Source organism: Rubellimicrobium roseum, from assembly GCF_006152145.1.
Classification (GTDB): Bacteria; Pseudomonadota; Alphaproteobacteria; order Rhodobacterales; family Rhodobacteraceae; genus Rubellimicrobium; species Rubellimicrobium roseum.
On the sequence record NZ_VDFV01000002.1, the window covers coordinates 22,752 to 45,410 of the forward strand.

A 22,659-nucleotide genomic window follows, 5' to 3' on the forward strand; every position below is an offset into this window, starting at 1 on the left:
CCCGGCTCCGGCGTTCAACGTCACTTAGGCCGCGGTTCCTCCAGGTCGCCGTCGGTCACGGGGAGCCGGTCCGCGCGCCACAGATCGACAGCGTTCAGGAGCGTGCGAGCGGCGTTGCGCGTCTCCTCCTGCATGGCACTGTCCTTGTCGAGCGCGTCGTGGCTCGTGGCGTAGGGCCCCATGTAGCCGATGTAGCGGTCCACCTCGGCCATGCCGCCGGCTGGGCGCAGGCTCATGAAGGTGAGCCAGTCCGACAGGGCCCGGCGAACGCCCGAGGCCCCCTCCACGTCGCCATGCACGACCACCGCGAACAGCCGGTCCTCCAAATGACGCGGATAGGGCCAGCCCTTCAGCTCCAGCCTCTTGGCCTCGGCGGCGTGCTTGCCATGGGTCGCGGTCGGATCGGGGTTGCCGCCGTCGGCGCAGACCATGCGGTCCATCATGAGCTTGAGCGGCGAGGAGGCCATGTACCAGTGGACGGGGGTCACGATCATGATCCCGTGCGCCTCGACCCACATGGGGTAGATCTCGTTCATCCAGTCCTGGGTCTGGCCCAGGCTGTAGTTCGGGTAGCAGGAACAGGGCCAGTGGCAGAGCGCGGCGGCGGTGGAGAAGCAGGCCTTGCAGGGGTGGATGTGCCGCCCGTACTCGGAGGCGAGGCGCGACAGGTCCAGCACTTCCACCTCGGCCCCGCCGTCCAGCAGCACCCCGCGGGCGAGCTCCACGAGGCGCCAGGTCTTGGACATCTCGCCGGGGCAGGTGTGCTCGCTCCGCGTGGAGGCGTTGACGAGCAGGATGCGCGCGGGCCGCGATCGGTCCTCGTGCCGCGCCTGGGCCTTGTCCACGGCGGCCCTGGCGGCGATCCAGTCCACCGCGAGGTCGTAATCCGGGTCAGCGTAGCCCGGCCCCGCCTTGCGAGTGTGCGGGGCCTTGTTCCCCGCCGAATACTCGGCCCAAGCCGCCGCTGCCATGCGGTCGAGCTCGGGCTGCAAGGCATCGAAGGCATGGCCCATGAACTGGGACCTGAACCGCGCCTCAAAGGCGGCGCGGTCGAGCTGGGGACTGGGCATCCCCTCGCGGGGCTTGGGTTCGAACATGGAAAGCTCCGCTCTCGGCACGCGGTCACAAGCCGGAAGCGGAGCGAAGGGTTCCCTCAGTCCTCCTCGGGTCCCCGCCGCTTCCATCTGGAGCGGGCCGAGCCGTTCAAGGTGGCCTTGGCCCAAGCGCGGCTGCGGGCGTGCTTCTCGTGGAGCGACTCGGTGTGGAGCCGGTCCTCGCGCTCCAGCTTGCGATAGCGCTCAAGCCGGTTGGCATCGAGTTCGCCCGCAGCGATGGCGGCTTGGACGGCACAGCCGGGCTCGGCCTCGTGCGCGCAGTCGCGGAAGCGGCAGCCGGCCCCAAGCTCCTCGATATCCGCGAAGACGGCCGAGATGCCCTCGGCCGCCTCCAGCATCCCCAGCTCGCGCATGCCGGGCGTGTCGATCAGGCAGCCCCCCGCAAGCGTGAGGCGCAGGGAACGCGCGGTGGTCGTGTGCCGCCCCCGGGCGTCGTCCTCACGAATGGCCTGCGTCGCGGCCTCCACCCCGGTCAGGGCATTCTGGATCGTGGTCTTGCCCACGCCCGACGAGCCCACAAGAGCCAAGGTCCGACCCGACCCGCACCACGGGTGAAGGCGCGCAACCTCCTCCGGGTCCGTGGCATTGAGCGTGATGGCCGTGACGAGCGGCGACAGGCGTCGCGCCTCGCGCAGATAGCCTTCGGGGTCTTCGGCCTGATCGGCCTTGGTCAGGATCACGAGGGGAGGAGACCCAGCCGTCATGGCGACGGCCAGATAGCGTTCGAGCCGCGCGGGCGAAAAGTCGGCGTTGCAGGACGTGACGATGCCCAGCGTGTCGACATTTGCAACGATGAGTTGCTTCTCGGCCCCCTCGCCTGCGCCCTTGCGGGCGATCTCGGTAAGCGGGTCGAGACGGCGGAAGGCGCGCTCGCCGTCGTGAAGCAGCCAGTCACCGACGGCGAAGCGCCCGGTGCCTTCGGGCGCCTGCAGGCGGAGAGAGCCAGGCAGAACGGTCAAGTGGCTGCGCTGCACCTCGGCCACGCGGGCCGGCGACAGGGACTCGGCCGCGTCAATCTGGCGGGCAAAGTGAGAAGTCCAGCCCAGGCTGGACAGATCGGTCTCGATCAAGGTGGATGTCCCATGACGAAGGAATATGACCTTGCGCCGGGCGCAAGGTGGCTTCGCATCGGGCCGCGGTCGCCCTTAACGGCGACCGGCCCGGAGGGCGACGGCAATCTCCATCGACAGCCTCCCTCGGCAGGGTTCATCGGGTGAGAGGCTGGACACGACCCAAGCGGGGCTCGTTGCGGCTGCTTCCTTCCGGACCTGACCGGGTTGGCGAGGCGCCTGCCCGCGCCAACCTCTCGGGGCCGCATATAGGACCGCTAGCCACACGACGCAAGGTCGAGGCGCGGGTCCGGACTGACGGATCACAGGCTGCTATTGAACCGGCAAGTCGACCAAGCATCACATAGGTCTGCGCAAGGCACCCCGTCTCCGCCGGTGTGACCTGTGCGTGCAGGCCAACTTCTGACGAACGAGGAGTGCCATCGTTGCTCTCCCGAATATCGTCACCCGCCTGAATTTGGTCCGGTCCTCTACCTGAACTCGCGCGCGCAGATCGGTCAGCGAATCGGGGGCGCCGAACGGGCATGAGCCGACACCCTGCCAAAGGCTTGCCGACGGAACATGGAGCGAAGCTGCCGCCGGACAGGCAGGCGCGAATTTCCGAACAGCCGCACAGTGTCGTGGAGCCAGCTCCTCTTCGTCAGGCATCGACGCTCCGTAGTGTTCCTAGAAACGAGGCCGTCGGAAACGGTTCAGGTCCTGATCCACTTGGTCGTCTAGGTCACGCTGCGGCGTCGACTCCAAACGCCCGCAGGTCATCAGTGCGACAGGGCCATCCAAGTGGACACGGCTCCGAATCCCGGGACGAGACCGGACAGGAAGACGCCCCAAAGCCAGCCGTTCACGGCCCAGTAGACGATGCCGAAATAGGCGGAACTCACCGATGCCAGCGCCAGCAGCATGCTGAGGACGACACGGGTCTGTTCGGCGAGCCAGTCGCTCTTCCACATGAAAGCCTCCCAAGCGGTGGTGGCGCCAAGACGAGCCCAAGCCGGACGGGCCTGCGATATCAGTTGTGCGGCAGACCTGAGCGGCAGCGCGGCGCGTCATGGCGTCCCTTGCTGGCCAGCACATATGCTGTCGCTGCGAAGGCCCATAAACTTTGGGTGTATCGGTCTTAAGGCAAAGGCCTAGGGCGCCGTCCGGCTGCCCTGCTATCCGGTACCTGGACCCGATCGCGGTTCGGCCTCAGACGGGCAGCGCCGTAGTCTGCCGGACGGTGCGTAGCGCGAAGCTGGACTGGATGCCCTGCACGCCGGGAATGGTTGCGAGGCTTCGGCGGTGAATCCGGGCGAAATCTTCCGTATCGATGGCAGCCACCTTGAGCAGGTAGTCGGCCGACCCGGACATCAGATGGCATTCCAGCACCTCGGGGATGCGGGCCACGGCCTTCTCGAAGGAGTCGAGCACCTCGTCGGCCTGACCGGCCAGTGTGATCTCCACGAACACGGTGGTGGTACGTCCCAACTTGCGGGGATCGAGCAGAGCCACATAACCCTTGATGTAGCCGTCCTCCTCCAGACGCTGCACCCGCCGGTGGCTGGCTGAGGGCGACAGGCCAACGCGCTCGGAAAGTTCTTGGTTCGACAGCCGCCCTTGCTTCTGGAGCGTCTCAAGGATGCGGCGGTCGATGGCGTCGAGCGGCATGGCGCAAGAATCTCCGGCAACAGTTGTGTTGTACCGCAGTTTCTGCGTCACCGTATCCTTTGGCAAGGCAACCTTGCCACCCTCTTGTGAAGCCCAGGGACAAGGATCCTTACAAAAGAAGGAGGTCATCTATGCGCATCGGCTGCCCGAAGGAGATCAAGCCCCAGGAGTTCCGGGTGGGGCTCACCCCCCATGCTGCGCGAGAGGCTATCGCACATGGCCACGAGGTGATGATGGAGATCGGCGCAGGCTTGGGCGCTGGGTTCACGGACGCGGACTACGCGGCGGTAGGCGCGCAACTGGTCGACAGCGCGGAGGACATCTTTGCGGCCGCCGACCTGATCGTGAAGGTCAAGGAGCCCCAGGCCATCGAGCGCCAGCGCCTGCGCGAGGGGCAGGTGCTCTTCACCTATCTCCACCTTGCCCCGGACCCGGAGCAGGCGCGCGACCTGATGTCGTCGGGCGCGACCTGCATCGCCTACGAGACTGTGACGGACGCGCAGGGCGGCCTGCCGCTTCTGGCGCCCATGTCCGAGGTGGCCGGCAAGCTGGCGCCCCAGGTCGGCGCCTGGACGCTGCAGAAAGCCAATGGCGGGCGGGGCGTGCTGCTGGGCGGGATCCCGGGCGTGGCGCCGGGCAAGGTGGTGGTGATCGGCGGCGGCGTGGTCGGCATGCAGGCCGCGCGCGTGGCGGCCGGCATGGGCGCCGAGGTGCTGGTGCTCGACCGCTCGCTGCCGCGCCTGCGCCATCTTGACGAGGTCTTCGGGCGCGACTTCCGCACCGCCCATGCGAGCGCCGGCATCATCGCCGAAGCGGTGGCCGAGGCCGACCTCGTGATCGGGGCGGTGCTGGTCCCCGGGGCGGCCGCCCCCAAGCTCGTCACCCGTGACCAGCTCTCGACCATGAAACGCGGGGCGGCGATCGTGGACGTGGCCATCGACCAGGGCGGCTGCTTCGAGACCTCGCGGGCCACTACCCACGAAGATCCCATCTATGAGGTGGATGGCGTTATGCACTACTGCGTGGCCAACATGCCGGGGGCTGTCGCGCGCACATCCATCCTGGGCCTCGGAAACGCCACCCTGCCCTTCCTTCTCGCGCTGGCGGACAAGGGGTGGAAGGACGCGCTCGCGGCCGATCCGCATCTGCGCAACGGTCTCAATGTGCATGCCGGCCGGATCACGCATCCCGCCGTCGCGGCCGCACTGGGCGAAGGGCTGCTGCCGGCCACGGAGGTCCTTGCGGCCTGACGCCGGGCGAGGGCTGGCGCGCCGTCCCTTGGGAGGGACGGCAGAACCCATGAGAACGAGGCAGATCGGCATGGCAGACTCCGGCGCGACTTGCCGCAAGTCTGCCAGCCGAGGGTAAATGAAACCTTAGGCCACCGTGCGGTGGGAGTTTTCTTGCGCCACATGTGGCCGGGCCACAGGGCGGCTGATTGGCTCATTCGGCTGGTGTGGTGGCGCCCCGGTCACGGGCCAGCAGATCGCGAATTTGCATCAGCAGTTCCTCCTGGGTGGGGCCCTGGGGCGCGGAGGGCACGACCTCGCCCTTGCGCACAGCCGCATCCTTGATTCGATTCACGGCCTTGACCAGCAGGAAGACCACGAAGGCGACGATCAGGAACTCGATGACCGCCGTCAGGAAGGCTCCATAGGCGAAGACCGCCGCGCCGCTGTCCTTCGCGGTCTGCAGGCCTGCGCCCTCGGGCACGGCGCCGGACATCACCCAGTAAAGATTCGTGAAGTCGATCCCGCCGATGACGAGGCCTAGGATCGGGTTCACGATATCCGCCACAAGGCTGTTGACGATCGCGGTGAAGGCAGCCCCGATGATGATCCCCACGGCCAGGTCCATCACGTTGCCCTTGGCGATGAAATCGCGGAATTCTCGTATCATGGTGCACCTCGCTTGAACCGGGGCGAATGTGCAGGGCCGCTGTTCGCTTTTCCACAGTTTTCGGCCCGTTGGCCCGACGCTAGGTCCGTCGCGCGAGGATGACCCCAATGGAGCGCGCTCATGGCCGACCTGTCCGACTTCCCCATCACCCGGAAATGGCCCGTGGAGAACCCGGCCAAGCTCCAGCTCTTCTCCTATCCCACGCCCAACGGACAGAAGATCTCGTGCATGCTCGAGGAAACCGGGCTGCCCTACGAGGCCCATCGCGTGACGCTGGCCGACGCCGACGTGCGGTCGCCCGAGTTCCTGTCGCTCAATCCCAACAACAAGATCCCGGCGATCATCGACCCTGACGGCCCTGGCGGCCAGCCGCTGGGCCTGTTCGAAAGCGGAGCGATCCTGATCTACCTGGCCGAGAAGACCGGCCAATTCCTGGGCGCCACCCCGGCCGACCGGGCCCAGGTCATCCAATGGGTCATGTGGCAGATGGGCGGCCTGGGGCCGATGCTGGGGCAGATGGGCTTCTTCGTGAAGTTCGCCGGCAAGGACATCGAGGACCCCCGCCCGCGCGAACGCTATGTCGCCGAGGCGAAGCGGCTCCTCAACGTCCTTGACGGCGCCCTCGATGGGAAGGAATGGGTCGCCGGCGACTATTCCATCGCGGACATGGCCATCGGGCCCTGGCTCGGGACGCTGGATTTCTACGGGGCCAAGCCGCTGGTCGGATGGGACGGGCTGACGAACGTGCCGGCCTACGTGGACCGCTTCTTCGAGCGACCGGCGGCGCAGGCGGCGCGCAACATCCCGCCGCGCTGACCGAAGAAAGGGGGGACGCGTCCCCCCTTTCGAACGCCGCGACCGGATCAGGTCCGCAGCGTGGCGCCTGTGGCCTTCGACACCTTGTCCACGATCCTGGCGCTGACCTGCTCGATCTCGACCTCGGTCAGCGTGGCGGCCTTGGGCTGGAGGCGTACCGTCAGCGCGAGCGACTTGCGTCCCTCGGGCAGGCTGCCGCCCTGGAAAGCGTCGAAGACCCGGACCTCGGTGATCAGCGCCTTGTCGGCACCGAGCGCGGCCTGGACCAGCGCCTGCGCCTCGACCTTCGCGTCCACCACGAAGGCGAAGTCGCGCTCGACCGCCTGGAAGTCGCTCGTCTCCAGCCGGGGGCGGGCCCGACCGGCGGACCGGGGCTGCGGGATCGCGTCGGGCCAGAGCACGAAGGCCACCGCCGGGCCCTTCACGTCCAGCGCCTTGAGCACACGGGAGTGCAATTCGCCGAACTCCGCCAGAACCGTCTTGGGGCCAAGCGTCACGACCCCGTGCCGGCCCGGATGCCACCATGCGGCGCCGTCGCGGCGGATCTGGAGCCGGGCCGGGGCGCCGAGCGTCGAGAGCAGCGCCTCGAGATCGGCCTTGGCGTCGAAGACGTCATAAGGACGGGCGGCGCCGTGGACGCCCTTGGCATGCGCCCGGCCGACGAGAAGCCCCGCGACCTCGGCCCGCTGCTCGCCGGGATCGCCCCCGGTGAAGGACTCGGAGGCCTCGAACAGGGCCACGTCGCCGAAGCCCCGGGCCTGGTTGCGCGCCGCGGCCCGCAGGAGGCCGGGCAGCAGCGAGGGGCGCAGGTCCGACAGGTCGGAGGCGATCGGGTTCCCGATGCGCCGCGCCTCGTCCCCGCCACCGAAAAGCGCGGCGGAGGGCCGGTCGATGAAGGCGTAGGTCACGCATTCATTGTAGCCCAAAGAGGCCATCGTCCGCTTGGCCGCGCCGAGCCGCACCTGGGCTGGGGTCAGCACCGGCTTGGGGATCGCCGGCCCCTTGGCCGCCAGCGGCACGCCCTGAAGGCGCGTCAGGGAGGCCACACGCGCGACCTCCTCGACGATGTCGGCGTCGCCTTGCACGTCGGGACGCCAGGAGGGGATATGGGCGCTTTCGCCCTCGACCCGGAAGCCCAGCGCTTCAAGGATGCGGCGCTGGTCTTCGGCGGGCAGGTCGAGGCCGACGAGGGTGCGCAGGCGGTCGGGGTCGAAGCGGTAGGCGCGGGAGGTGTCGGAGACCGAGCCGGCGGTGGTGCGGTGCGAGGCCTCGCCCCCGGCGACGGACAGGATCATGGCCACGGCGCGGTCGAGACCCTCCTCAGCGAAGGCGGGATCTACGCCGCGCTCGAAGCGGTAGCGGGCGTCCGAGACGATCTTCTGCGCGCGGCCCGTGGCGGCGATGCGGATCGGGTCCCAGAGGGCGCTCTCGACGAGAACGTTGGTCGTGCCTTCGGTCACGCCCGTCTCCTCGCCGCCCATGATGCCGGCGAGGCTTTGCGGGCCTGTGTCGTCGGCGATGACCATCTGACCCTCGGCCAGCGTGTAGGTCTTGCCGTCGAGCGCGACGAGCGTCTCGCCCTCGCGCGCGGGGCGCACGGTCAGGCCGCCCGCGATCTTGTCCGCGTCGAAGACGTGCAGCGGGCGGTTGAGGTCGAAGGTGAAGAAGTTGGTGACGTCCACGAGGAAGCTGATCGGGCGCAGGCCGATGGCGCGCAGGCGGGCCTGGAGCCAGTCGGGGCTCGGGCCGTTCGTCACGCCCCGGATCAGGCGCGCGGCGAAGAGCGGGCAGCCGCCGTCGAGCGCGGGGTCGAGCGTGATCGGGACGGGATTGTCGTAGGTGCCCTCGACCGCCACGGCGGGGAGCGGCTTCAGGGTCCCGAGCCCCCGCGCGGCGAGGTCGCGGGCCACGCCGCGGAGGCCCAGCGCGTCGGGGCGGTTCGGGGTGATCTTGATCTCGATGACCGGGTCCACGCGGGCGGGGTCGTTCGCCCCAAGCCAGTCGGCGAAGCTTTGGCCGACCTCGCCCGAGGGCAGCTCGATGATGCCGTTGTGCTCGTCCGACAGTTCCAGCTCGCGCTCGGAGGCCATCATGCCGAAGCTTTCGACGCCCCGGATCTTGCCCACGCCGATGGTGGTGTCGATGCCGGGGACGTAGGTGCCGGGCTTGGCCAGCACGACCGTGATCCCGGCCCGCGCGTTGGGCGCGCCGCAGACGATCTGCTTCACGCCGTCGTCGGTCTCCACCTGGCAGACGCGGAGCTTGTCGGCGTTCGGGTGTTGCTGGGCGTCGAGAACCTTCGCGACGGAAAAGGCCCGAAGCTGCGCGGCCGGATCGTGGATGCCCTCGACCTCGAGCCCGAGATCGGTGAGCGCCTCGGCCAACTCCGGCACGGAGGCCGTGGTGTCGAGGTGGTCGCGGAGCCAGGAGAGGGTGAGCTTCATGGGTCGGGCTTTCTGTCGGGTCGCCGTCCACTATCGCGTGGGGAAGTTAACGACAAGTTGGGGCACCGAACGGTCCAACCCCGATTCGCGCAACACCCCGGCGGGCCGTGCTAGGGCCCGGCGCGAATCGCGGTGAGGGCCGCCCTACGACAGCTTGGCCGCGAGGTGGGCCGGGTCGCCGTCGATGTGCAGCGTCTTGAGCCGGGCGGTGTCGCCCGCGACGAGGGTGATGGCGGATTTCGGGACGCCGAGGTGCTTCGCGAGGAGCGCGATCACGGCGGCGTTCGCCTTGCCGTTCTCGGGGACAGCCCGGACGCGGAGACGTAGAACCGTTGTGCCGTCAGAGAGGGTCTCGGGGCCATCGATGCGGTCGGCGCTGGCGTTCGGGGTGACGCGGACGCGGAGGCGCAGGCCGGTGGAAATACAGTTCCGAGCCATCATGATAACTGAGCAGAGTTGTCCAATCACACCAATGCCGGCGTTGCAGTGCGGAGTAGCACCTGAGCACACTCAACTCTTGCTATATTTGCGCCGACCTATCAGATCATCCGCCGCCAAGAACTAAAATCACCGGAACAGAAAATCCCAGCAAAAGTATGCCAAAGTTTGCACCGAACAAGCAATATCGAAGCTCTGCCTCTTTCTCGAGCATATCCTTGATGAGCTCATCCTGCATTTCCCTAATGCCCTGCCCCCCAAGTTGACCTTTGATCAATCTGATGCATCCCCCTAATAGCTGAAAAGAGGAACATACCTATGTAGGCAACGGCGAGAAGCGCAAGTTGGCGATATGCACCTAGATTTGGATTGAAGGCTAAGGCGACGCATGGAGCGCCAAGGAAGGTGAATATTCGCGCCAATGTTGAATTCTTAGCTTCAACCTTCTTAAGTATTCCAAGTAGGATCTTATGCTGTTTGCCGGTCAGCAGATCATCATCGGACCTAGCGGGGCGCGAAATCTTGTATAATAGATCCGACTTGCTCACCCCACAGTCATGCATATCAGCGTAGTTTTGAAGTCGCTGAACTATGAGCGACCTAGGAGTAGCCCGAAACTCTCGAACCACAACGAAATTTACGATGGATAAAGTAACTACAAGAAGAAACCCGATCAGCAGTGGCAACATGCAAGCACCTACAGACCGCCCGCCAGCGTCGGCACGTCCAGCGCCCCGAAGCCGTAGTGCCGCAGCCAGCGCAGGTCGCTCTCGAAGAACGCCCGCAGGTCGGGGATGCCGTATTTCAGCATCGCGATCCGGTCGATGCCCATGCCGAAGGCGAAGCCCTGCCACTCGGTCGGGTCGATGCCGCCCGCCTGCAGGACCTTGGGGTGGACCATGCCGCTTCCGAGAATCTCCAGCCACGAGTCGCCCTCGCCCAGCTTGAGCGTGCCGTTCTGCCAGGAGCAGCGGACGTCGACCTCGGCGGAGGGCTCGGTGAAGGGGAAGTGCGAGGCGCGGAAGCGCAGGTCGACGCGGTCGACCTCGAAGAAGGCCTTGATGAACTCCTCAAGCGTCCACTTGAGGTTCGCCATGGTGATGTCGCGGTCGATGGCGAGGCCCTCGACCTGGTGGAACATCGGCGAATGCGTCTGGTCGTAGTCGGCGCGGAAGACGCGGCCGGGGGCGATGACGCGGATCGGCGCGCCCTGCGCCTGCATGGCGCGGATCTGGACGGGCGAGGTGTGGGTGCGCAGAACGTGAGGGGGGCGGTTGTCGCCCTCGGCGCGGGCCATGTAGAAGGTGTCGTGCTCCTGCCGGGCGGGATGCTCGGGCGCGATGTTGAGCGCGTCGAAGTTGTGCCAGTCGTCCTCGACCTGCGGGCCCTCGGCCACGGCATAGCCCAGGGCGGCGAAGATCTGCGTCACCTCCTCGGTCACTTGGCTGATCGGGTGGATCGTGCCGGCGCGGCGGGGCCGGGCGGGCAGCGTGACGTCGAGCCATTCGGCGCGGAGCCGTTCGTCGAGCGCGGCGTCCTGAAGCGCGGCCTTGCGGGCGGCGATGGCCGAGGCGACCTCGTCGCGCAGGCCGTTGAGCGCGGGGGCGACGGCCATCCGCTGCTCGGGCGGCATGGTCCCGAGCTCGCGCATCCGCAGCGCGATCTCGCCCTTCTTGCCCAGGGCGGCGAGGCGCACCTCCTCGAGGCCCGCCTCGTCGGCGGCGGAGGCGATGGCCCCCAGATACTTGTCGCGCAGGTCGTCCATGCTCATCCCCCTTCGGGCCGTCGCGGCGAGTTACCGCCGGAGCACAGGTCACGCAAGCGGGATGCGGCCGGGGGAACAAGCTGCCACACGTGGAGGTTGACGGAATGAACGGTGCCGCATGGCGGAGCGGCGACCGTGATCGGCCTTCGACCGGGCGAAGACCCGGCGGAGGCGCGGTGGAGGAGGATGCGATGGCCTTGGGTCATCTTGTTCTGGGCGTCCTGGTCGGGGGCTTCGCCTCGGGGACGCTGGCGGCCGCGGGTCAGCCGCTCTGGCGGGTGGCGCTGGCCTATTCGCTGGCCGGCAGCCTGTCGGTGACGGCGACGGCGCTGCGCCCCAGGGCCGCGGGGCCGCCTGATCGGCCCCTGGACCTGCCCCTGCGCTCGCGCGCGGAACCCGACGGGCTTAATCGATAAATATCGAATCTTAAGGCCGCCTTAACGGATGCCGGTCGATTGCAGGACTCATGGGCCGGGGGGCCCGGTGGGTTTGGGAGATCGGCAAGGATGGCGGCACATCTGTTGATGGCGCTGGCGGGCGGGATCGCGGCCGCCGCAATGGCGGTGATGGCGGGGCTTCCGCTCTGGGCGGCGGCGCTGCTGTATGTGGTAGGAGGGCAGCTCGGCCTGATTGCGAGCGTGGCGGTGAGCCTTCTGCGGCCCGAAGCAGAGGAGAGGGCCATTCCGGCGCTGGCCGCACCGGCGGCGCTGCGCTGAAAACGCCAGCGGGCGCCGGAAGGACCGGCGCCCGCTGCGATGGGTCAGGTGGGTCGCGCTCAGGCCGGGAGGGCGGCGCGGGCCTTGTCGGCGATGGCGTTGAACGCCTCGGGCTCGTGCACGGCGAGGTCGGCGAGGACCTTGCGGTCGACCTCGATGCCGGCCAGCGACAGGCCGTTGATGAAGCGCGAATAGGTCAGCGAAGCGTCGAAGGCGCGCACGGCGGCGTTGATCCGCTGGATCCACAGGGCGCGGAAGTCGCGCTTGCGGGCGCGGCGGTCGCGCGTGGCGTACTGGTTGGCCTTGTCGACGGCCTGCTTGGCCACCTTGAAGGTGCGCGAGCGATGGCCGTAGTAGCCCTTCGCGGCGTCCATGACCTTCTTGTGGCGGCGGTGGGTGACGGGACCGGTCTTAACGCGGGACATGGTTCAGGCTCCCCTTCAGCGCGCGTAGGGCATGTAGGACTTGATGATCTTCGTGTCCTGCTCGGACAGGACCGTGGTTCCCCGCGCCTGGCGGATGAACTTGGTGGTCCGCTTGATCATGCCGTGACGCTTGCCGGTCTGGCCGGCCTTGATCAGGCCGGAGGCGGTCACCTTGAAGCGCTTCTTGGCGCTCGACTTGGTCTTCATCTTGGGCATTTTCGGCTCCTTTGCGAGCGTGGCGCACGGGGAGGCAATGCCACTTGGCCATCCGTGCGATAGTGAGAGCGCGCCCTATACGGGCGCGCGGGCCGCAGGGCAAGCCCCTACTCGGGCTCGCCTTCGTAGATCAGGCGTTCCTGGCAGGGGGCCACGCGCAGGATGTTCGTCGAGCCCGGCGTGTTGAAGGGCACGCCCGCGGTCACCACGATGCGGTCGGACGGCTGGGCGTAGCCCTGGGCCACCGCGGCGTGGATGGCGGCCAGCACGGCGTGCTTGAAGCGATCCACCGGGTCCGACACCACGCAGTCCACCCCCCAGGTGAGCGACAGCCGACGCGCCGTGGCCTCGACGGAGGTGAGCGCGATGATCGGCACGCGGGGCCGCTCGCGCGCGACGAGAAGCGCGGTGGTGCCGGACTCGGAGAAGCAGGCGATGGCCTTGACGTCGGTGGTCTCGGCGATCTCGCGGGCGGCCGAGACGATGCCGTCGGCCACCGTGGTCCGCTGGGCCATGCGCGAGGATTCGATGATTTGGGTGTAGGTGGGGTCGGTCTCCACCTCCTGCGCGACGGCGTCCATGGTCGAGACCGCCTCGACCGGATACTGGCCGGCGGCGGATTCGGCCGAGAGCATGATGGCGTCGGCGCCCTCGTAGATGGCGGTGGCCACGTCCGATACCTCGGCGCGGGTGGGCACGGGGGACTCGATCATCGATTCGAGCATCTGCGTCGCCACGATCACCGGCTTGGCCGCGGCGCGGCACTTGCGCACGAGCCGCTTCTGGATGGGCGGCACGTTCTGGACGGGCAGCTCCACCCCGAGGTCGCCCCGCGCCACCATGATCCCGTCCGAGGCGGCGAGGATGGCGTCGAAGTCCTTCACGGCGGCGGGCTTCTCGATCTTGGACAGGATCGCGGCGCGGCCGCGAGCCAGCCGGCGCGCTTCCTCCACGTCGGCGGCGCGCTGCACGAAGGACAGCGCCAGCCAGTCCACGCCCAGATCGCAGACGAACTCGAGGTCGCGGCGGTCCTTTTCCGAGAGCGCGGCGAGCGGCAGCACGACGTCGGGGACGTTCACGCCCTTGCGGTTCGAGATGGTGCCACCCACGGTGACGGTGCAGTCGGCGTGGGAAGGGCCGCAGTCCACAACCTTGAGGCGGATCTTGCCGTCGTTCACCAGGAGCGAGGCGCCCGGTTCGAGCGCGTCGAAGATCTCCTTGTGCGGAAGCTGGACGCGGGTCGCGTCGCCCGGCGCCGGATCGAGGTCGAGCCGGAAGGGCGAGCCCACCTGAAGGTCGAAGGCACCCTCGCCGCCGAAGGTGCCGACGCGGAGCTTGGGCCCCTGAAGGTCGGCCAGGATGGCGATGGGCTGGCCCGATTCCGCCTCGACCTCGCGGATGAAGCGGTGGCGGGCGGCCACGTCCTCGTGGGCGCCATGGCTCATGTTGAGACGGAAGACGTCGGCCCCGGCCTGGTGGAGCGCGCGGATCATCTCCTTGCTGGAGGAGGCGGGGCCCAGCGTGGCCACGATCTTGACCTTGCGGTGGCGTCTCATGCGGATCTCCTTCGGCCCGGGCGGCGTGATAGCGCTAACGGCGCAGCCTTCTGCGGGGCGGTGTATGGCGCGGTTTCCTTCGCGCGGCAACTGGCCTATGGGGAAAGGCCATGACGCTGCACGCCGCTCCCGCCTTAACGCATCCGGCTTACGAAATCATGAACCCCGAGGCGCCAGGTCCCTGGGTCGTGACCTGCGACCACGCCTCGAACGCGGTGCCCGACTGGATCGCCGGGGGCGACCTGGGCCTGCCGCCCTGGGATATGGCGCGGCACATCGCCTATGATGTCGGCGCGGCGGGGCTGGCGCGGGTGCTGGCGCGGCATCTGGAGAGCCCCGCGATCCTGGCGCGCTTTTCGCGCCTCGTGATCGACCCCAACCGGGGCGAGGACGACCCGACCCTGGTCATGCGCCTTTACGATGGCTCGGTGATCCCGGCCAACCGGCGGCTGGGGCCGGCCGAGGTCGGGGCGCGGCTCGACCGGCTCTACCGGCCGTACCACGGCGCGGTCGAGACGCTGCTGGACGGGCGGCGCGATCCCGCGATCCTTGCCGTTCACAGCTTCACGCCGCAGCTCAAGGGCCGCGCGCCCCGGCCCTGGCAGGTGGCGGTGCTGCATTCCCATCTCGACCAGCGGCTCGCGCGGCCGGTGCTGGAGCGGCTGGGTCGCGAGAGCGACCTTTGCGTGGGCGACAACGAGCCCTATTCGGGGCACCTGCCCGGGGACTCGGTGGACCGGCACGCGCTGCGGCGGGGGCGGCTCAATGTGCTGGTCGAGCTGCGCAACGATCTGATCGCCACGCCCGAGGACCAGGAGGCCTGGGCCGCCCGGCTGGCGCCGCTTCTTGCCGCTTCCCTTCTCGACGCCCGGAGGACCGACCATGGATGACCAGACCCGCACCGAGATCGAGGCCGCCGCCTTCCGCGCCCTGCGGCGCCACCTGATGGAGGCCCGTCCCGACGTGCAGAACATCGACATGATGAACCTGGCGGGGTTCTGCCGCAATTGCCTGTCGCGCTGGATGCAGGAGGCGGCGGCCGAACGGGGCCTCGCGCTGGGCAAGGACGAAGCGCGGGAGATGTTCTACGGCATGCCCTATGCCGAGTGGGTCAGCCTTCACCAGACCCCGGCCACCGCAGAGACGCAGGCGGCCTTCGAGGTCGCCTTCGCTGCGAACGCTGGACCCCGGAAGGACACCTGAGCCAAGGCTCGCAGGGCTTTGCCGCGCGGCATGGAAAATTCCGGCCGCGCGATACTGGGATGGAACTGTTTCTGAGCTGGAACGTTTATCAGAAGGTTCGTGTGTCGCGCGGGCCACTTCGGTCGTTCATAGTCAGTCAGGCGTGTCATGTTCCTCACCTCCCTCGTCGCCACCTTGGCCGCGCTGCCCCTGTCGCGGGCGCAGGGCCTTGATGACGATCCCCCCTCCTTCGCCGGCATCCTGGACGAGCTCTTCGATGTCTGGCCGTTGGATGCGGACGAGGAGCGGGAGGTTCGGGCGCGCTACGGCATGGCGCGCTGACCGGGATCAGATCGCGGCGCGGCGGCTCTCCTCGATGTAGATCTCGCGCAGGCGGATCGCGACGGGACCCGGACGCCCGGCGCCGAGATCGCGGCCGTCGATCCGCACCACGGGCATGACGAAGGTCGTCGCGGAGGTGATGAACGCCTCGTCGGCGGCCAGGGCTTCGTCGAGGGTGAAGGGACGCTCCTCCACCTTCATCTGGGATTCCGCCGCGAAGCGCAGCACGGCGGCGCGGGTGATCCCCGCCAGGATGTGCGGGCCCAGGTCGCGGGTCACGATCGTGTCGCCCTTGACGATGTAGGCGTTGTTCGAGGTGCCCTCGGTCACGACGCCATCCTCGATCATCCAGGCGTCGTCGGCGCCCTGGGCCTTGGCCATCATCTTGCCCATCGACGGGTAGAGGAGCTGGACCGTCTTGATGTCCCGCCGCGCCCAGCGCTGGTCGGGGATGGAGATCACCGCCATGCCGGTCCGGGCCAGGGGGCTGTCGGCGAGGCCGGGCTTGGCCTGCGTGAAAAGCACCAGCGTCGGCGGCACCGAGGCGTCGGGGTAGGCGAAGTCGCGTTCGGACGGCGCGCCGCGCGTGACCTGAAGATAGACCATGCCGTCCTCGATCCCGTTGCGGGCGACCAGCTCGCGGTGGATCGCGAGCAGATCCTCGTCGGTGGCGGGCGAGGGCATGTCGAGCTCGGAGAGCGAGCGGCGCAGGCGCGTGGTGTGGCCGTCGAAGTCCACCAGCTTGCCGCCGAGGACGGAGGTCACCTCGTAGACGGCGTCGGCCATCAGGAAGCCGCGGTCGAAGACCGAGACCTTGGCCTCGGATTCCGGCAGGTAGTCGCCGTTGACGTAGACGATGCGGCTCATGCTCACCCCCACAGCTCCGCCCCGGGCGGATGGACCCCCGCCTCAGAGTAGCCGAGCGGGCGCGGGCGGTCCTGCGCCAGAAGCAGGGGTCCGTCAAGGTCGGCCAGGTCGCATCCCTGCGCGACCAGCACCGCCGGGGCCATGGCGAGGGAGCTGCCGACCATGCAGCCCACCATGAGGCGGAGGCCCAGGGCGCGCGCCTCGTCGCGCAGCGCCAGCGCCTCGGTCAGGCCGCCGGTCTTGTCGAGCTTGATGTTGATGGCGTCGTAGCGGTCCTTCAGGTGCGGCAGCGAGGCGCGGTCGTGGCAGGACTCGTCAGCGCAGACCGAGACAGGACGGGGCATGTCGGCCAGGGCCTCGTCGGCGTCGGCGGGGAGGGGCTGCTCCACCAGCTCGACCCCGAGGCGCAGGAGATGGGGGGCGAGATCGGCATAGGACTCGGGCGTCCAGCCCTCGTTGGCGTCCACGATGAGGCGCGCGCGGGGGGCGCCGCGGCGCACGGCCTCCAGCCGGGGCATGTCGTCGGGGGTGCCGAGCTTGATCTTGAGGAGCGGGCGGTGGGCGTTGGCGCGGGCCTGCGCCTCCATGGCGTGGGGGGCATCGAGCGACAGGGTGAAGGCGGTGACCACGGGTCCGGGCGCGGGCAGCCCCAAGAGATCCCAGACGCGGACGCCCGCCTGCTTGGCCGCGAGGTCCCAGAGCGCGCAGTCGGCGGCGTTGCGCGCGGCGCCGGGGGGCAGGAGGCCCGGCAGGTCCGCGAGCATCGCGTCGGGCGGCAGCGCGGCGATGGCCTGGGCCACGCCTTCGGCCGTTTCGCCGTAGCGGGCGTAGGGGACGCATTCGCCCTGCCCCGTCACGCCGCCCCGCGTCACGCGTGCCGTCACCACCCGCGCCTCGGTCTTGGAGCCCCGGCTGATGGTGAAGGCTTGCGCGAGCGGGAAGCTCTCGATGGCGGCGGAAAAGGTCATGGCGATCCCCGATGGCGACGTGACCCCCGTTCTACGGGAGAAGGGTTAACGATTGGTAGGAGGACCGAACGGTGCCCTTAAGGGAAGATGAACGCCCCTTGGGCCGCCGCAGGCCCCTGCCCTTTGCCGACCCGTTCCGCTAGAAGAAGGCATGGACCCCGCCCTTCTCCATGCGCGCTCCGCGCTCGACTGGCTTCTGGAGCTCGGCGCCGACGAGGCGATCGGGGAGATGCCGGTCAACCGCTACGAACTGACCGCCAAGGCCGCGGCCCCGGCCGCCGCGGCGGCGCCGCTCGCGGCGCCGGTGCTGGCCCGTCCGGCGGACCCGGTGACGGTGGCCCAGGAACTGGCCGCGGAGGCACGGGACCTGCCCGCGCTGGCCCAGGCGATGGAGGCCTTCGACTGCGAGCTGAAGCCCGGCGCGCGGCGCTTCGTCTTCGCCGACGGGACGGCCGGAGCCCCGCTCATGGTCGTGGGCGAGGCGCCGGGGCGGGACGAGGACATCCAGGGCAAGCCCTTCGTCGGCGCGGCGGGGCAGCTTCTGGACCGGATGCTTTCGGCCATCGGGCGGGACCGGGCGGACCCGGACCCGGCCCGGTCGGCCTACATCACCAACGTCCTGCCCTGGCGGCCGCCCGGCAACCGCCGCCCGGAGACGCCCGAGATCGACCGCTGGCGGCCCTTCCTGCGCCGCCACGTCGAGCTGGCCGCCCCCCGCGTCGTGCTGGTTTTGGGCAACTCGCCGGCCATGGCGCTCTTGAACCGGGCGGGGATCACGCAGATCCGGGGACAGTGGGCCGAGGCCGTGGGGCGGCCCGCCCTGCCGTCGTTCCACCCGAGCTACCTGCTGCGCAACCCGCCCGCCAAGCGCGAGGCCTGGGCGGATCTCCTGAGCCTTCTGGCGCGGCTGCGCCCTCCCTCCTGACGGAGCCTCCATGTCCCGGATCGACGAATCCCTGCCCTTTCACCCCGTGCGCATCGCGCTCCTCACAGTGTCGGACACCCGCACGCCGGGCACCGACCGGTCGGGCGACACGCTGGCGGGGCGCATCAGCGAGGCGGGGCACGTGCTGGCCGCGCGGGCGATCCTGCCCGACGAGCGGGGGCAGATCGCCGGGCAGCTTCGCCACTGGGTTCTGGACCCCGAGATCGACGTGGTGATCTCGACGGGGGGCACGGGGCTCACGGGGCGCGACGTGACGGTGGAGGCGCACCGGGACGTCTACGAGAAGGAGATCGAGGCCTTCGGGACGATCTTCGCGCTGGTCTCCTATGAGACGATCGGCACGAGCGCGGTGCAGAGCCGCGCCACGGGGGGCGTGGCGAACGGGACCTACCTGTTCGCCCTGCCGGGCAGCCCGGGGGCCTGCAAGGACGCCTGGGACCGCATCCTGAAGCTGCAGCTCGACAGCCGGCACAGGCCCTGCAACTTCGTGGAGATCATGCCGCGCCTGGGCGAGGGGCGGTCGGGCTGAGGCGCGCCGGGAGAACGGTCCGGCGGACCGTTCTCGGCCCCGACCCCCGCGCGCGAGGCCGGGCCAGCCTCAGCCCGCCTGGCAGCCCTGGATGTCCACGGCCCGGCCTTCGCCCAGCACGGTGATGCGCAGGCGCGAGCGGTCGAGCGAAGGGGCCCCTCCGTCGCGCGCGAGCGCCTGGGCGATGGCGACCAGCGTGCCGCCGTCGCGCGTGATGGCCGTCTCGGAGACCCAGAGGCCGGGGTCGGCGGATTCGATCACCACCGCCTCGTCGGGGCCGAGCGGGGGCAGCGCGAGGTGGACCGTGAGCCCCAGCCCGTCGGCGCCGGGCGCCACGGCGCAGGTGGCCTGAACGCCGGCTTCCTCGGCCGTGAGCGGACGGTCGACGAGCGCGGCGGCGATGGCGGGGTCGCGGTCGCCGGCCTCGGGCAGGTCCACCGCGAAGGGCAGGCGCACGGGGACGCAGATCTCGTCGCAGACGCCGATCTCGATCTCGCCCGCGAGCCGGGCGGGGCCGCCGTCGAGCGTGAGGTCCAGCGGGATCGTCACCGCGTCGTGGTAGCCGATCGAGCGCATCCCGTTGAAATGGAACACCTCGGGCACCGGCCAGCGCGGCTCGGCGGCGCTGACGCCCGTGGAGGCGTCGAAGTCGAGGAGGGGCGCGAGGCCCGCGGCGCCGGGCGCGCGCCAGTAGGTCTTCCAGCCGGGCGCGAGGGTGAGGCGCAGCGCCGCCATGTGCCGCCCCTCGGCGCTGCGCCAGCCGGGCAGCACCTCCAGCGTCACGAGGTCGTCGGGCAGGGTCTCGGCCCGGAGAGGCGGGGCGAGGAGGCAGGCCAGGGCGGGCAGGAGAAGGAGGGTGCGCATCATGCGAGAGTCGTCGCAGAGCCGGAGGCGGAATCGAAGTCACCTTCGCGCGACCCGGCCCGCCGGCGCGCGGCGCCCTTGAAGAGGGGGAGCCGCAGGACCACTATCGGGTCATGACCACCGATCCCACGCCCCTGACCGGAAAGCTCCTGATCGCGATGCCCGCCATGGGCGACCCGCGCTTCGAGCGCAGCGTCGTCTACCTTTGCGCGCATGGGGAGGACGGGGCCATGGGCCTCATCGTCAACAAGCCGGTGACCGAGCTGCGCTTTGGCGACCTGCTGGAGCAACTGGGCATTCCCCGGCCCGAGAAGGGCGCGCGCGACATCCGCGTGCATTTCGGCGGGCCGGTCGAGGGGGGGCGGGGCTTCGTGCTGCACAGCTCGGACTATGCGGCGGATGGCGGGACGCTGAAGATCGACGAGGAGGTGTCGATGACCGCCACGCTCGACATCCTGCGCCGGATCGCGTCGGGGGGCGGACCCCGGTCCTCGATGCTGGCGCTGGGCTATGCGGGCTGGGGGCCGGGGCAACTGGAGGCGGAGATCGCGCAGAACGCCTGGCTCACGGGGCCGGCGCGGAGCGAGATCCTGTTCGGCCGCGCCAACGAGCACAAGTGGAACGCGGCGCTCAAGGCCATCGGGGTGGACCCGCAGGGCCTGTCCTCGAGCGCCGGGCACGCCTAGCTTTCCTCGGCCGCGAGCGCCCGCAGGATCGCGAGGGCGCTCTCGCTTGCCCAGTCGGCGTCGCCGGTGAGGCGCGCGACCTCCTGCCCCTCGCGGTTCAGGATCACGGTGACGGGCAGGCCCAGAACGCCCATGGCGCGCGCGAGATCCTGCCGGGGGTCGCGCCATTGGGGCAGATTGCCCGCGCCCACCTCGGTCAGGAAGCGGTCGAGCTCCACGGGATCGTTGCGCCCCGTGGCGATGGTGGCTACGCGCACGCCTTCGTCGCCCAGTTCCTCCTGGAGCTTCGCCAGCGTCGGCATCTCCTCGCGGCAGGGGGCGCACCAGGTGGCCCAGAAGTTCACGACCACCACTTCGCCCGCGAGGTCCTGGAGCGTCGTCTCGGCCCCGCCCTCGCCCGTGAAGGCCACGGCGGGAACCTCCTGCGGGGCCTCGTGGATCGCGAGCTTGCGCATGTCGCCCTCCTGCAGGGCGGCGAGGTCCTGGGCGACCGCCGTGTTTGCGGCGACCAGCGCCGCCGTGTAGAGAGCCGCGACAAGAGCACGCATGAGAGACCTCCCCTATGGCCGACAAATCCGCGAACGCGATGTGGGGCGGGCGCTTCGCCTCGGGCCCCGATGCCATCATGGAGGCGATCAACGCCTCGATCGGCTTCGACCAGAGACTCGCGCCGCAGGACATCGCGGGCTCGCGGGCCCATGCCGCCATGCTGGCCGCCACGGGCATCCTTACGGATAGGGATGCCGAGGCGATCCGGGAAGGGCTCCTCACCGTTTTGTCGGAGATCGAGGCGGGGACGTTCCGGTTTTCGACCGCGCTGGAGGACATCCACATGAACGTGGAGTCGCGGCTGGGCGAGCTGGTCGGCGAGCCCGCCAAGCGGCTCCACACGGCGCGGTCGCGAAACGATCAGGTGGCGGTCGACTTTCGCCTTTGGGTCAGGGACCAGTGCGACGCGGCGGAGGAGTCGCTGAAGGCGCTCCAGAGGGCGCTGCTGGCGCAGGCCGGACAGGGCGCGGACTGGGTGATGCCTGGCTTCACGCATCTCCAGTCGGCGCAGCCCGTCACCTGGGGCCACCACATGATGGCCTATGTCGAGATGCTGGGCCGCGACCGGGGCCGCTTCGCGGACGCGCGGCGGCGGATGAACGAAAGCCCGCTGGGGTCCGCCGCGCTGGCGGGCACGTCCTTCCCCATCGACCGGGAGATGACCGCGCGGGAGCTAGGCTTCGACCGCCCCATGGCGAATTCTCTGGATGCCGTGTCGGACCGGGACTTCGCGCTGGAGTTCCTGGGGGCAGCCTCGATCTGCGCCATGCACCTGAGCCGTCTGGCCGAGGAGCTGGTGATCTGGTCCACAGCGCAGTTCCGCTTCGTGCGGCTCTCGGACCGCTTCTCGACGGGCTCCTCGATCATGCCCCAGAAGCGCAACCCCGATGCGGCGGAGCTGGTGCGAGCCAAAACGGGGCGCGTGTTCGGCGCGTCCGTGGCGCTGCTCACGATCATGAAGGGGCTACCGCTGGCCTATTCCAAGGACATGCAGGAGGACAAGGAGCAGGTCTTCGACGCGGCGGACTCGCTCATGCTCGCACTGGCGGCGACCACCGGCATGATGGAGGACCTGCGGCCCGACCCCGAGAAGATGCGCGCGGCGGCGGGGGCGGGCTTCGCCACGGCGACGGACCTCGCCGACTGGCTGGTGCGCGCCAAGGGAATGCCCTTCCGCGAGGCGCACCATGTCACGGGGTCGCTGGTGGCCAAGGCCGAGGGCAAGGGCGTGGACCTGTCGGATCTGACGCTGAATGAGATGCGGGAGGTCCACGACGGCATCACGGAGGATGTCTTCGCCGTGCTGGGCGTGGACAACTCGGTTCGCAGCCGCACCTCCTATGGCGGCACCTCGCCCGAGCGGGTGAGGGAGCAGATCGCCCGCTGGACGGAGCTTCTGGGATGACGCGCCTCGCTCTTCTCGCCCTTCTTGCGCTGGCCGCCTGCGGGGCGGACGGTCCCCCGGTCCGGCCCGGCGCGAGCGCCTCGGTCGGAACGGGCGGGAGCGGCGTGTCCTTCGGGGGCGGCGTCTCGCTGGGGGTGAACCTCTAGGGCGGTCCTGCGGCTCTGGCGCCGCTTCCGCCTGCCGTCCGCGCGGGCTAAGAGGCCCGCGACGGAGG

Annotated in this window: 28 protein-coding genes and 1 other RNA gene; 12 read left to right on the top strand and 17 right to left on the bottom strand. The window is 69.5% G+C overall.

All coding sequences use genetic code 11. The features are described 5' to 3' along the window. Positions 1-20: 20 nt before the first annotated feature. From FHG71_RS02515 to FHG71_RS02535, 5 genes are all read right to left on the bottom strand, one after another. On the bottom strand, positions 21-1,097 hold the full coding sequence (locus FHG71_RS02515) for a flavodoxin family protein (protein ID WP_139080055.1): 1,077 nt from the start codon (positions 1,095-1,097) through the stop codon (positions 21-23). A gap of 56 nt (positions 1,098-1,153) precedes the next feature. Further along, complete coding sequence (gene rsgA / locus FHG71_RS02520; RefSeq protein ID WP_139080056.1) at positions 1,154-2,185, bottom strand: ribosome small subunit-dependent GTPase A; 1,032 nt, start codon at positions 2,183-2,185, stop codon at positions 1,154-1,156. A 141-nt stretch (positions 2,186-2,326) separates the two neighbouring features. Continuing rightward, positions 2,327-2,424, bottom strand: an RNA gene (gene ffs / locus FHG71_RS02525) — signal recognition particle sRNA small type. Positions 2,425-2,943: 519 nt separating this feature from the next. After that, positions 2,944-3,135 (bottom strand): hypothetical protein, encoded by a 192-nt coding sequence (locus tag FHG71_RS02530; RefSeq protein WP_139080057.1) that lies wholly within the window; start codon positions 3,133-3,135, stop codon positions 2,944-2,946. A 238-nt stretch (positions 3,136-3,373) separates the two neighbouring features. Continuing rightward, positions 3,374-3,832, bottom strand: coding sequence for an Lrp/AsnC family transcriptional regulator (locus FHG71_RS02535; RefSeq protein WP_139080058.1), 459 nt, complete (start codon positions 3,830-3,832; stop codon positions 3,374-3,376). Between the two features lie 131 nt (positions 3,833-3,963). Here FHG71_RS02535 and ald point away from each other — a divergent pair, with 131 nt between their 5' ends. After that, complete coding sequence (gene ald, locus FHG71_RS02540; RefSeq protein WP_139080059.1) at positions 3,964-5,082, top strand: alanine dehydrogenase; 1,119 nt, start codon at positions 3,964-3,966, stop codon at positions 5,080-5,082. 193 nt (positions 5,083-5,275) lie between these two features. Here the strand turns inward: ald and mscL are convergent, their stop codons facing one another. Continuing rightward, on the bottom strand, positions 5,276-5,731 hold the full coding sequence (mscL, locus tag FHG71_RS02545) for a large conductance mechanosensitive channel protein MscL (protein ID WP_139080060.1): 456 nt from the start codon (positions 5,729-5,731) through the stop codon (positions 5,276-5,278). Between the two features lie 120 nt (positions 5,732-5,851). Here mscL and FHG71_RS02550 point away from each other — a divergent pair, with 120 nt between their 5' ends. Continuing rightward, positions 5,852-6,547, top strand: a complete 696-nt coding sequence (locus FHG71_RS02550) for a glutathione S-transferase family protein (protein ID WP_139080061.1) — start codon at positions 5,852-5,854, stop codon at positions 6,545-6,547. Between the two features lie 47 nt (positions 6,548-6,594). Here FHG71_RS02550 and pheT read toward each other — a convergent pair whose 3' ends face one another. The 4 genes from pheT to pheS form a co-directional block, all read right to left on the bottom strand. Continuing rightward, positions 6,595-8,991, bottom strand: a complete 2,397-nt coding sequence (gene pheT / locus FHG71_RS02555) for a phenylalanine--tRNA ligase subunit beta (RefSeq protein WP_139080062.1) — start codon at positions 8,989-8,991, stop codon at positions 6,595-6,597. Positions 8,992-9,135: 144 nt separating this feature from the next. Continuing rightward, positions 9,136-9,432 carry a DUF167 family protein gene (locus tag FHG71_RS02560; RefSeq protein ID WP_139080063.1) on the bottom strand — a complete coding sequence of 99 codons (297 nt, stop codon included), beginning with the start codon at positions 9,430-9,432 and terminating at the stop codon, positions 9,136-9,138. Between the two features lie 103 nt (positions 9,433-9,535). Beyond that, complete coding sequence (locus tag FHG71_RS24530) at positions 9,536-9,667, bottom strand: hypothetical protein (protein WP_281281936.1); 132 nt, start codon at positions 9,665-9,667, stop codon at positions 9,536-9,538. Positions 9,668-10,126: 459 nt separating this feature from the next. Further along, positions 10,127-11,194: a phenylalanine--tRNA ligase subunit alpha gene (gene pheS, locus FHG71_RS02565; protein WP_139080064.1), complete on the bottom strand. Its 1,068-nt coding sequence runs from the start codon at positions 11,192-11,194 to the stop codon at positions 10,127-10,129. A gap of 191 nt (positions 11,195-11,385) precedes the next feature. Between pheS and FHG71_RS02570 the strand changes: the two genes are divergently transcribed. Further along, on the top strand, positions 11,386-11,610 hold the full coding sequence (locus FHG71_RS02570; RefSeq protein WP_139080065.1) for a hypothetical protein: 225 nt from the start codon (positions 11,386-11,388) through the stop codon (positions 11,608-11,610). 90 nt (positions 11,611-11,700) lie between these two features. Further along, positions 11,701-11,910, top strand: coding sequence for a hypothetical protein (locus FHG71_RS02575; RefSeq protein WP_139080066.1), 210 nt, complete (start codon positions 11,701-11,703; stop codon positions 11,908-11,910). A 59-nt stretch (positions 11,911-11,969) separates the two neighbouring features. Here the strand turns inward: FHG71_RS02575 and rplT are convergent, their stop codons facing one another. The 3 genes from rplT to pyk form a co-directional block, all read right to left on the bottom strand. Further along, on the bottom strand, positions 11,970-12,335 hold the full coding sequence (gene rplT, locus FHG71_RS02580; protein ID WP_139080067.1) for a 50S ribosomal protein L20: 366 nt from the start codon (positions 12,333-12,335) through the stop codon (positions 11,970-11,972). Positions 12,336-12,350: 15 nt separating this feature from the next. Further along, positions 12,351-12,551: a 50S ribosomal protein L35 gene (gene rpmI, locus FHG71_RS02585; protein ID WP_139077809.1), complete on the bottom strand. Its 201-nt coding sequence runs from the start codon at positions 12,549-12,551 to the stop codon at positions 12,351-12,353. Between the two features lie 107 nt (positions 12,552-12,658). Further along, positions 12,659-14,107 carry a pyruvate kinase gene (pyk, locus tag FHG71_RS02590; protein WP_139080068.1) on the bottom strand — a complete coding sequence of 483 codons (1,449 nt, stop codon included), beginning with the start codon at positions 14,105-14,107 and terminating at the stop codon, positions 12,659-12,661. Positions 14,108-14,217: 110 nt separating this feature from the next. On the opposite strand from pyk, the gene FHG71_RS02595 reads away from it, so the two are divergent. The 3 genes from FHG71_RS02595 to FHG71_RS23355 all read left to right on the top strand — a co-directional run bounded on the left by FHG71_RS02595 (position 14,218) and on the right by FHG71_RS23355 (position 15,631). Next, complete coding sequence (locus FHG71_RS02595) at positions 14,218-14,997, top strand: N-formylglutamate amidohydrolase (protein WP_139080069.1); 780 nt, start codon at positions 14,218-14,220, stop codon at positions 14,995-14,997. Beyond that, positions 14,990-15,310 carry a DUF1244 domain-containing protein gene (locus FHG71_RS02600; protein WP_139080070.1) on the top strand — a complete coding sequence of 107 codons (321 nt, stop codon included), beginning with the start codon at positions 14,990-14,992 and terminating at the stop codon, positions 15,308-15,310. Before FHG71_RS02595 ends, FHG71_RS02600 begins: the two co-directional genes overlap by 8 nt. Positions 15,311-15,457: 147 nt before the next feature. Then, on the top strand, positions 15,458-15,631 hold the full coding sequence (locus FHG71_RS23355; protein WP_176559252.1) for a hypothetical protein: 174 nt from the start codon (positions 15,458-15,460) through the stop codon (positions 15,629-15,631). Positions 15,632-15,637: 6 nt separating this feature from the next. Here FHG71_RS23355 and FHG71_RS02605 read toward each other — a convergent pair whose 3' ends face one another. Then, positions 15,638-16,498 (bottom strand): D-amino-acid transaminase, encoded by an 861-nt coding sequence (locus FHG71_RS02605; RefSeq protein ID WP_139080071.1) that lies wholly within the window; start codon positions 16,496-16,498, stop codon positions 15,638-15,640. A 2-nt stretch (positions 16,499-16,500) separates the two neighbouring features. After that, positions 16,501-17,466, bottom strand: a complete 966-nt coding sequence (gene dgcA / locus FHG71_RS02610; protein WP_139080072.1) for an N-acetyl-D-Glu racemase DgcA — start codon at positions 17,464-17,466, stop codon at positions 16,501-16,503. Positions 17,467-17,617: 151 nt separating this feature from the next. On the opposite strand from dgcA, the gene FHG71_RS02615 reads away from it, so the two are divergent. Both FHG71_RS02615 and moaB read left to right on the top strand, forming a co-directional pair. Further along, positions 17,618-18,391, top strand: coding sequence for a uracil-DNA glycosylase (locus FHG71_RS02615; RefSeq protein WP_139080073.1), 774 nt, complete (start codon positions 17,618-17,620; stop codon positions 18,389-18,391). Between the two features lie 10 nt (positions 18,392-18,401). After that, positions 18,402-18,941 (top strand): molybdenum cofactor biosynthesis protein B, encoded by a 540-nt coding sequence (gene moaB, locus FHG71_RS02620; RefSeq protein WP_139080074.1) that lies wholly within the window; start codon positions 18,402-18,404, stop codon positions 18,939-18,941. A gap of 69 nt (positions 18,942-19,010) precedes the next feature. On the opposite strand, the gene FHG71_RS02625 is transcribed toward moaB, so the two are convergent. Beyond that, positions 19,011-19,808 (bottom strand): protein-disulfide reductase DsbD domain-containing protein, encoded by a 798-nt coding sequence (locus tag FHG71_RS02625; protein WP_246045316.1) that lies wholly within the window; start codon positions 19,806-19,808, stop codon positions 19,011-19,013. Between the two features lie 110 nt (positions 19,809-19,918). On the opposite strand from FHG71_RS02625, the gene FHG71_RS02630 reads away from it, so the two are divergent. Next, positions 19,919-20,491 (top strand): YqgE/AlgH family protein, encoded by a 573-nt coding sequence (locus tag FHG71_RS02630; RefSeq protein WP_139080075.1) that lies wholly within the window; start codon positions 19,919-19,921, stop codon positions 20,489-20,491. Here the strand turns inward: FHG71_RS02630 and FHG71_RS02635 are convergent. Further along, positions 20,488-21,039 (bottom strand): TlpA disulfide reductase family protein, encoded by a 552-nt coding sequence (locus FHG71_RS02635; protein WP_139080076.1) that lies wholly within the window; start codon positions 21,037-21,039, stop codon positions 20,488-20,490. The two genes, FHG71_RS02630 and FHG71_RS02635, sit on opposite strands and share 4 nt — an antisense overlap. A 14-nt stretch (positions 21,040-21,053) precedes the next feature. Here FHG71_RS02635 and argH point away from each other — a divergent pair, with 14 nt between their 5' ends. Together argH and FHG71_RS23360 are read left to right on the top strand one after the other, a co-directional pair. Then, positions 21,054-22,445 carry an argininosuccinate lyase gene (argH, locus tag FHG71_RS02640; protein ID WP_176559253.1) on the top strand — a complete coding sequence of 464 codons (1,392 nt, stop codon included), beginning with the start codon at positions 21,054-21,056 and terminating at the stop codon, positions 22,443-22,445. Then, entirely contained in the window at positions 22,442-22,591 is a 150-nt protein-coding gene (locus FHG71_RS23360) for a hypothetical protein (protein ID WP_176559254.1), read from the top strand. The genes argH and FHG71_RS23360 overlap by 4 nt, the downstream gene beginning before the upstream one ends. Positions 22,592-22,659: the final 68 nt, after the last annotated feature.

Excerpts from the sequence above, each read along its gene's own strand:
- FHG71_RS02515 (WP_139080055.1), bottom strand. The coding sequence starts at position 1,097 with ATGTTCGAACCCAAGCCCCGCGAGGGGATGCCCAGTCCCCAGCTCGAC.
- FHG71_RS02530 (WP_139080057.1), bottom strand. The coding sequence starts at position 3,135 with ATGTGGAAGAGCGACTGGCTCGCCGAACAGACCCGTGTCGTCCTCAGC.
- FHG71_RS02535 (WP_139080058.1), bottom strand. The coding sequence starts at position 3,832 with ATGCCGCTCGACGCCATCGACCGCCGCATCCTTGAGACGCTCCAGAAG.
- ald (WP_139080059.1), top strand. The coding sequence starts at position 3,964 with ATGCGCATCGGCTGCCCGAAGGAGATCAAGCCCCAGGAGTTCCGGGTG.
- mscL (WP_139080060.1), bottom strand. The coding sequence starts at position 5,731 with ATGATACGAGAATTCCGCGATTTCATCGCCAAGGGCAACGTGATGGAC.
- FHG71_RS02550 (WP_139080061.1), top strand. The coding sequence starts at position 5,852 with ATGGCCGACCTGTCCGACTTCCCCATCACCCGGAAATGGCCCGTGGAG.
- pheT (WP_139080062.1), bottom strand. The coding sequence starts at position 8,991 with ATGAAGCTCACCCTCTCCTGGCTCCGCGACCACCTCGACACCACGGCC.
- FHG71_RS02560 (WP_139080063.1), bottom strand. The coding sequence starts at position 9,432 with ATGATGGCTCGGAACTGTATTTCCACCGGCCTGCGCCTCCGCGTCCGC.
- FHG71_RS24530 (WP_281281936.1), bottom strand. The coding sequence starts at position 9,667 with ATGCAGGATGAGCTCATCAAGGATATGCTCGAGAAAGAGGCAGAGCTT.
- pheS (WP_139080064.1), bottom strand. The coding sequence starts at position 11,194 with ATGGACGACCTGCGCGACAAGTATCTGGGGGCCATCGCCTCCGCCGCC.
- FHG71_RS02570 (WP_139080065.1), top strand. The coding sequence starts at position 11,386 with ATGGCCTTGGGTCATCTTGTTCTGGGCGTCCTGGTCGGGGGCTTCGCC.
- FHG71_RS02575 (WP_139080066.1), top strand. The coding sequence starts at position 11,701 with ATGGCGGCACATCTGTTGATGGCGCTGGCGGGCGGGATCGCGGCCGCC.
- rplT (WP_139080067.1), bottom strand. The coding sequence starts at position 12,335 with ATGTCCCGCGTTAAGACCGGTCCCGTCACCCACCGCCGCCACAAGAAG.
- rpmI (WP_139077809.1), bottom strand. The coding sequence starts at position 12,551 with ATGCCCAAGATGAAGACCAAGTCGAGCGCCAAGAAGCGCTTCAAGGTG.
- pyk (WP_139080068.1), bottom strand. The coding sequence starts at position 14,107 with ATGAGACGCCACCGCAAGGTCAAGATCGTGGCCACGCTGGGCCCCGCC.
- FHG71_RS02595 (WP_139080069.1), top strand. The coding sequence starts at position 14,218 with ATGACGCTGCACGCCGCTCCCGCCTTAACGCATCCGGCTTACGAAATC.
- FHG71_RS02600 (WP_139080070.1), top strand. The coding sequence starts at position 14,990 with ATGGATGACCAGACCCGCACCGAGATCGAGGCCGCCGCCTTCCGCGCC.
- FHG71_RS23355 (WP_176559252.1), top strand. The coding sequence starts at position 15,458 with ATGTTCCTCACCTCCCTCGTCGCCACCTTGGCCGCGCTGCCCCTGTCG.
- FHG71_RS02605 (WP_139080071.1), bottom strand. The coding sequence starts at position 16,498 with ATGAGCCGCATCGTCTACGTCAACGGCGACTACCTGCCGGAATCCGAG.
- dgcA (WP_139080072.1), bottom strand. The coding sequence starts at position 17,466 with ATGACCTTTTCCGCCGCCATCGAGAGCTTCCCGCTCGCGCAAGCCTTC.
- FHG71_RS02615 (WP_139080073.1), top strand. The coding sequence starts at position 17,618 with ATGGACCCCGCCCTTCTCCATGCGCGCTCCGCGCTCGACTGGCTTCTG.
- moaB (WP_139080074.1), top strand. The coding sequence starts at position 18,402 with ATGTCCCGGATCGACGAATCCCTGCCCTTTCACCCCGTGCGCATCGCG.
- FHG71_RS02625 (WP_246045316.1), bottom strand. The coding sequence starts at position 19,808 with ATGATGCGCACCCTCCTTCTCCTGCCCGCCCTGGCCTGCCTCCTCGCC.
- FHG71_RS02630 (WP_139080075.1), top strand. The coding sequence starts at position 19,919 with ATGACCACCGATCCCACGCCCCTGACCGGAAAGCTCCTGATCGCGATG.
- FHG71_RS02635 (WP_139080076.1), bottom strand. The coding sequence starts at position 21,039 with ATGCGTGCTCTTGTCGCGGCTCTCTACACGGCGGCGCTGGTCGCCGCA.
- argH (WP_176559253.1), top strand. The coding sequence starts at position 21,054 with ATGGCCGACAAATCCGCGAACGCGATGTGGGGCGGGCGCTTCGCCTCG.
- FHG71_RS23360 (WP_176559254.1), top strand. The coding sequence starts at position 22,442 with ATGACGCGCCTCGCTCTTCTCGCCCTTCTTGCGCTGGCCGCCTGCGGG.